Origin of the sequence: Polaromonas sp. JS666, from assembly GCF_000013865.1 — a bacterium.
GTDB lineage: Bacteria > Pseudomonadota > Gammaproteobacteria > Burkholderiales > Burkholderiaceae_C > Polaromonas.
This window is the reverse complement of sequence record NC_007948.1, coordinates 5,193,891-5,200,264: the sequence shown is the minus strand read 5'-3', so window position 1 is coordinate 5,200,264 and position 6,374 is coordinate 5,193,891. Positions and strand designations below refer to the sequence as shown.

The following is a 6,374-nucleotide window of genomic DNA, read 5'->3' as shown; positions in this document are numbered from 1 at the left end:
GGCTGCTTGTGGATATTGTTTATTTTTAGCACCTGCAATTGTAGTCCGCGTGGCAAGTTATCCACAAAATACTTGCCCCGGGTTTCAACCTATTTTCAGCGTCTGACGGACCTTCCAGGGGGCTTCTCAAGCTTTACCCCAGTTGCGCCGCCTAACTTGTTGCCAGGGTTGGGAAATCTGCGATAATCATGGGTTTCCCTGATTCGTAGCGGATGGATGCCGCTTGCACAACAACCGGTTTGTAGGCTTGTAACCCAGGCCTTTGAGGTTGCTGCAGGTGCGGCGCAAGTCCTGCGGGCTTGCAAAGATGGCTGTGCTGTACGGCCACCAAGATCATTCGAATCGCCGGGGGAAGCTTTGTAGCTAACAGCCGAATTAAGGCTAGTAGGATTTATCATGAAACGCACATACCAACCTTCCAAAGTCAAGCGCGCACGCACGCACGGCTTTCTGACGCGCATGAAAACGCGTGGCGGCCGCGCAGTGATCGCTGCACGCCGCGCCAAAGGCCGCAAGCGCCTGGCCGTCTAGGCTGGCTTTCTGGCTGGCTCTTTGCTCTTGAGCTGACGCTTGGCGCCAGTGCAGCGGCTTCAAACCCGACCCCAGTTCCAGGCAGTACTTGCCGGCGCCATTGTTGCAAGGACGACGCACTTCGCATTGCACCGCAATGCGCTGGATGCGAAGCCCGTTCCCGCGCGGCCCGTCGAAGGGGTCGATTCGCCCGCCCTGTTTCCTGTCCAGGACCAGTGGATCGGTGCGATGGTTCCCAAACGCTGGGCCAAACGGGCCGTTACGCGCAATGCGATCAAGAGGCAGATCTATACCGTGAGTGCCGAGTTTCTGCATCAGTATCCGCAGGCTGCCTATGTGGTCCGGCTGCGCCGTGATTTTTCCCGTGCCGAGTTCATGAGCGCCAGCTCAGAGCAGCTCAAGGAAGCGGTGCGCGCCGAAGTGCAGGCCCTGATGCAGGCAGGGGCGAGGGCGCCATGAAGCGGCAGCGCTCATCCCCCTCGTATGCTGCGGCCCTCCAGGCCGTGGCGCCCTTGCTGCGTTTGCCGCAAACCGTGTTGATCGGCCTGGTCAAAGCCTACCGTCTGCTGCTCAGCCCCTGGCTGGGCTCCGCCTGCCGGTTTGAGCCGAGCTGCTCGGCCTATTCCCTGCAGGCCTTGCAGCAGCACGGCGCGGCCCGCGGAAGCTACCTCACACTGCGCCGCCTGGCGCGCTGCCATCCCTGGTGCGACGGCGGGCTCGATCCCGTGCCGCCAGCGGGCTCGGCGTTTTTGTTCACCCGACTGGTCACACCCGTGACTTCCACTCCTTCTAAAAAGACGCCGTCATGAACGACATCCGCCGCACCATTTTGTGGGTGATTTTTGGCTTTTCCATGGTCCTCCTGTGGGACCAGTGGCAGGTCTATAACGGCCAGAAAGCCACTTTCTTCCCGGCGACCACGCAGAGCGCCAAAGCACCTGCTGCCGCAACATCGGCGCCCGCCGCGTCGGCCTCTTCGGTGCCGGTTTCGCCGTCCACTGCCAGCGCGGTTCCTGCGGTGCCCGGTTCGGCGCCTGGTGCCGCCCCCGGTGCTGTGCCCGCAGGTGCGCCGTCCCCCGCAGCCGCTGCGACCCGCGAGCGCGTGGTGGTGAACACCGACGTGCTGGCGCTGACCTTTGACAGCGAAGGCGGCACGCTGGTCCATTCGGCTTTCACCCGCTTCAAGGACATGGCCAACACCGACGCCGGCTTTGTGCTGCTCGACGAAAGTACCAACCGGGTTTATGTGGCGCAGACCGGCCTGATCGCGAGCGGCACGGGCGGCACCTTCCCGACTCACAAAACCCTGATGACCGTGGTGCCCGGCGAGCGCAGCCTCAAGGACGGCCAGAACGAGCTGCAAGTCAAGTTTGAATCGGCCGACCTCGGCGGCGTCAAGCTGGTCAAGACCTACACGCTCAAACGCGGCTCGTACGACATCGCTGTGCGCCACGACGTCATCAACACCGGCAGCGCGCCGGTGGCGCCGCAGCTTTACATGCAGCTGGTGCGTGACGGCAACAAACCGCCGGGCGAATCATCGTTCTATTCCACCTTCACCGGCCCGGCCATTTACACCGAAGCCAAGAAGTACCAGAAGGTCGAATTCAAGGACATCGAAAACAACAAGGTCGATGTGGAAAAACAGGCGACCAACGGCTATGTGGCCATGGTCCAGCACTACTTTGCCGCAGCCTGGATTCTGGCCGATGGCCTGAAGCGCGACCTGTTCCTGCGCAAGGTCGACGCCAACCTGTATGCGGTTGGCCTGATCACGCCGCTCGACAGCATTGCGCCGGGCGCCACCAAAACCATCGACTCGAGATTGTTTGTCGGCCCGCAGGAAGAGAAAAAGCTGGAAGCGCTCGCCCCCGGCCTGGAGCTGGTGAAGGACTATGGCTGGCTGACCATCCTGGCCAAGCCGCTGTACTGGTTGCTCGACAAGCTGCATGGCTTTCTCCTCAACTGGGGCTGGTCCATCGTGGCGCTGGTGCTGCTGCTCAAGATCGCCTTTTACTGGCTCAATGCCAAGGCCTACGCCAGCATGGCCAAAATGAAGGCCATCAACCCCAAGATCATGGAGATGCGCGAACGCCTGAAGGACAAGCCGCAGGAAATGCAGCAGGCGATGATGAAGATCTACCGCGAGGAAAAGGTCAACCCCATGGGCGGCTGCTTCCCCATCATGGTCCAGATCCCGGTGTTCATTGCGCTCTATTGGGTGCTGCTGTCCAGCGTCGAAATGCGCAACGCGCCCTGGGTCTTGTGGATCCATGACCTCTCGGCGCCCGATCCTTTCTTCATCCTGCCCGTCCTCATGACCCTGACGACCATGCTGCAGACGGCGCTCAACCCCGCGCCGCCGGATCCGATGCAGGCCAAGCTGATGTGGTTCATGCCGCTGATCTTCAGCGTGATGTTCTTCTTCTTCCCGGCCGGCCTCGTGCTGTACTGGATCACCAACAACATCCTGTCCATCGCCCAGCAGTGGGTGATCAACACGCGAATGGGTGTACCGCCGCAGTTCAACCTGCCGAAGTTCAGGTAAAGCGGACTCGGAATAAAAAAAGGGCCGCGCTGCGGCCCTTTTTCTTTGGAGGCTGACCTGGGCGGTGAGAGTTACCCTCGCCCAGGAGCCAACATTTTGTTTGCCCCTTAACATCTACACACCATGCTGGCCCGACACCACGACCCCATTGTTGCCATCGCCACCGCACCCGGCCGCGGCGCGGTGGGCATTGTGCGCGTCTCGGGCAAGGACATCGCCCCCGTGATCGCGGCCATTTGCGGCCGCGCCCTGGCGCCACGCCAGGCCACCTACCTGCCGTTTCGCGACGCGCAAGGCCAGGTGATCGACCAGGGCCTGGCGATTCACTTCCCGGCCCCCCACTCCTACACCGGCGAGGATGTGCTGGAGTTGCAGGCGCATGGCGGGCCGGTGGTGCTCCAGCTGCTGCTGGCGCGCTGCCTGGAAGCCGGTGCCGCGCTCAACCCCGCCATCGGGCAACCGTGGCTGGCGCAGCTGCGGGTGGCGCAGCCCGGGGAATTCACAGAGCGCGCGTTTCTTAATGACAAGATCGACCTGGCGCAGGCCGAGGCCATTGCCGACCTGATTGATGCCAGCACCGAAACGGCGGCCCGTTCGGCGGCGCGGTCCATGTCGGGCGAGTTCTCGCTGGCGGTGAACACCTTGCTGGAGCAGCTGATTCACCTGCGCATGCTGGTGGAGGCCACGCTGGACTTTCCGGAGGAAGACATCGACTTTCTGCAAAAGGCCGATGCCCAGGGCCAGCTGTCGCGGCTGCAGGCCACGCTGACAGGCGTGATGCAGCGCGCCACGCAGGGCGCGATCCTGCGCGAGGGCATCAAGGTGGTGATTGCGGGCCAGCCCAACGCCGGCAAGAGTTCGCTGCTCAATGCGTTGGCCGGTGCCGAACTGGCCATCGTGACACCGATTGCCGGGACCACGCGCGACAAGGTGTCCGAGTTGATCCAGATCGAAGGCGTCCCCCTGCACGTGGTCGACACTGCCGGCCTGCGCGAGGCACTGGACGAGGTGGAGAAAATAGGCGTGGAACGCGCCTGGGCGGAAATTGAAAGCGCCGACGCGGTCCTGTTTCTGCATGACCTGAGCCGTCGGGACGCCGCCCTGCCGGCGCAGGACACCATCAACTACATAGCAGCCGATGACCGTATCGCACGGACATTGGCCAACAAGCTGCCTGAAAACACGGCCATCATCGATGTTTGGAACAAATCCGACCTGACCAGCCCGGCCGGGCTGCAGCAGGTGCAGGGGGGCGTACTGATTTCCGCCAAAACCGGCGCCGGCCTGCAGACCCTGCGCCAGCGCCTGCTGCAGGTGGTGGGCTGGCAGGCAGCACCGGAAGGCGTGTTCATGGCGCGTGAACGCCATGTGCGCGCGCTGCATCATGTGCAGGACCAATTGGCCACCGCCGGGCGCCAGCTGCAGGCTGCACGGCCGGCGTTGGACCTGCTGGCGGAGGATTTGCGGCAGGCGCAGCGGCAACTCAGCGAGATCACGGGTGAGTTCACGCCTGACGATCTGCTGGGCGAGATTTTTTCCAGATTCTGTATCGGAAAGTAGCCCGGCGGCGCTACCGGACGCTGCCGGGGCGTTACGAGCGGCTGGGACGAATGGCCGGATGCGCGCTGCCAATGCCTGATTTACAAAATCCGGACCGCCTGTATCAGGTGTAAGTGAGCGTTAGCGTCCCTTGCTGCGCCCACAAGGCAAAGGTATCGTCGGGCATACCATGAACGCCCCCCTAGCCGCCCCCATCAGTTTTGACATTCAGGGTCTGGCCCAGGCCATCACGAATTGCCACAGTGGCGACGCCTTGCGCTGCCAATTCAACCAGCCACATTGGGACATTCTTGCCAGCTATCTACAGCCCTTTGCCGTCAACAGCGGCCAGGTGCTGATTGAGCAGGGAGCGCTGGACCGCACGCTGTATTTTGTTGAAAGCGGTACCTTGAGCGTGCACTATGAAGATGAGAAAGCGCGCGTTCGGATGGCACTGGTCGGTGCCGGCACGGTCGTGGGTGAAGGCGCATTTTTCTCGCACCAGCCACGCAGTGCCACGGTGAATGCCTCCACACCCTGCAAACTCTGGTGCCTGACGCCCATGCGCTTTCTGGAAATGGCCAACCGCCACAGCCCGATTGCGCTGGAACTGACCGTGGCGATGGGCGCCGTGATGGCCAAGCGCCTGTACAACCGTCCCCGTCGTGTGGCGGTGACCTGACGCACGGGCAATCACTGGGGGTGGGGGACGGGGTCCCTCGGCAGTGCCCCGGGGCAGCGAATCGGATTTATTGTGATTTTTTACCGGGCTTTGCCAGGTAACTGTGCCGGGAGGGTGCGGTCGTGTTTGGCGAAACGAAATCCGCTGAGTAAACTACAACGACCACAAGCCTGTGACTTCGCAGTAACGCGCCCTCTCCTGACCGACAAGGAGGCGGCATCCATCCCGAGAACTCCGACTATGTCCTTTTTCAACTGGTTTTCCGCCAAGTCCCGCCAAAGCAAGGCTGCTGTACGCGAGGAAAAAAAACGCGGATCAGCCGCCTCGTCCCCGCGTCAGGCGCCGGAGGCTGAAGAAATCGGTGATGGCCGCAAAGTCAAGCGCCACGCCCGCCGCGAACAGCTCTATGTCGCGATCCGGGAGGCCATGACCCGGGCCGGGGTGCTGTCGGCCAGCTATAAATTCAAGGTGCTTTCCCTGGACTCGCGCGGCAACGAGTTTCTGGTCATGATGGACCTGAAGGCCCTTGGCGGATCGCCCGAGTTGCTGGGTGACATTGAAGCCCTGATCGTGCAGAACGCCAAGGCGCGTTTTGAGATTACGGTGCCGGCTGTTTACTGGCGTATAGACGAGGCGGTTGCCGTGGGCAAACCCGGCTCAGCGTCCCAGACGACGGCGCAAACGGCGACCCTGCCGGTGCGCGGCGCCGTGACAGAGCCTTCCCTGGTCAAGCAGGACGGGTCATCTGCGCCGCGCTACGAGCCGATCCAGGCCGATGAGGTCGTGGCATTCAAGCAAGCCCTGATGGCCGCCTCTGCGCAAGGCCCGGGGGGCGTGCCGGAATACAGCGCCAAGACCCGCAGTGGCCCGCACTCCTACACCCTGCTGACAGGCTTTGAAGACACCGAGATGGCCTCATCTGCTGTGTCGCCGGTACTCAGCAGCACGCAATACGGCGATCTGACTTAAGCGCCCGCCTCGCGTCCCTGCGGCGTCCGGGCTTCCCGGGCATGCAGGCGGCGGTGTTTGTTGACGGACTGGCTGGCGGCGCCCGTGGATCCGAATCTTGAGGAT

At 62.5% G+C, this 6,374-nt stretch carries 7 protein-coding genes; all 7 read left to right on the top strand.

What is annotated here, in order from left to right:
• The first annotated feature begins 396 nt into the window (after positions 1–396).
• The 7 genes from rpmH to BPRO_RS24525 all read left to right on the top strand — a co-directional run bounded on the left by rpmH (position 397) and on the right by BPRO_RS24525 (position 6,269).
• Positions 397–531: a 50S ribosomal protein L34 gene (gene rpmH, locus BPRO_RS24555; RefSeq protein WP_007862708.1), complete on the top strand. Its 135-nt coding sequence runs from the start codon at positions 397–399 to the stop codon at positions 529–531.
• 48 nt (positions 532–579) lie between these two features.
• Entirely contained in the window at positions 580–990 is a 411-nt protein-coding gene (locus tag BPRO_RS24550) for a ribonuclease P protein component (protein ID WP_011485768.1), read from the top strand.
• A 62-nt stretch (positions 991–1,052) separates the two neighbouring features.
• Complete coding sequence (gene yidD / locus BPRO_RS24545; protein WP_041390259.1) at positions 1,053–1,340, top strand: membrane protein insertion efficiency factor YidD; 288 nt, start codon at positions 1,053–1,055, stop codon at positions 1,338–1,340.
• Positions 1,337–3,079 carry a membrane protein insertase YidC gene (yidC, locus tag BPRO_RS24540; protein ID WP_011485766.1) on the top strand — a complete coding sequence of 581 codons (1,743 nt, stop codon included), beginning with the start codon at positions 1,337–1,339 and terminating at the stop codon, positions 3,077–3,079. The genes yidD and yidC overlap by 4 nt, the downstream gene beginning before the upstream one ends.
• Positions 3,080–3,202: 123 nt before the next feature.
• Positions 3,203–4,639 (top strand): tRNA uridine-5-carboxymethylaminomethyl(34) synthesis GTPase MnmE, encoded by a 1,437-nt coding sequence (gene mnmE / locus BPRO_RS24535; protein ID WP_011485765.1) that lies wholly within the window; start codon positions 3,203–3,205, stop codon positions 4,637–4,639.
• 169 nt (positions 4,640–4,808) lie between these two features.
• Positions 4,809–5,300, top strand: a complete 492-nt coding sequence (locus BPRO_RS24530; protein ID WP_011485764.1) for a Crp/Fnr family transcriptional regulator — start codon at positions 4,809–4,811, stop codon at positions 5,298–5,300.
• Positions 5,301–5,540: 240 nt separating this feature from the next.
• Complete coding sequence (locus tag BPRO_RS24525; RefSeq protein ID WP_011485763.1) at positions 5,541–6,269, top strand: hypothetical protein; 729 nt, start codon at positions 5,541–5,543, stop codon at positions 6,267–6,269.
• Positions 6,270–6,374: the final 105 nt, after the last annotated feature.

Coding starts and splice junctions, on each gene's coding strand:
- rpmH (WP_007862708.1), top strand. CDS start 397: ATGAAACGCACATACCAACCTTCCAAAGTCAAGCGCGCACGCACGCAC.
- yidC (WP_011485766.1), top strand. CDS start 1,337: ATGAACGACATCCGCCGCACCATTTTGTGGGTGATTTTTGGCTTTTCC.
- mnmE (WP_011485765.1), top strand. CDS start 3,203: ATGCTGGCCCGACACCACGACCCCATTGTTGCCATCGCCACCGCACCC.
- BPRO_RS24530 (WP_011485764.1), top strand. CDS start 4,809: ATGAACGCCCCCCTAGCCGCCCCCATCAGTTTTGACATTCAGGGTCTG.
- BPRO_RS24525 (WP_011485763.1), top strand. CDS start 5,541: ATGTCCTTTTTCAACTGGTTTTCCGCCAAGTCCCGCCAAAGCAAGGCT.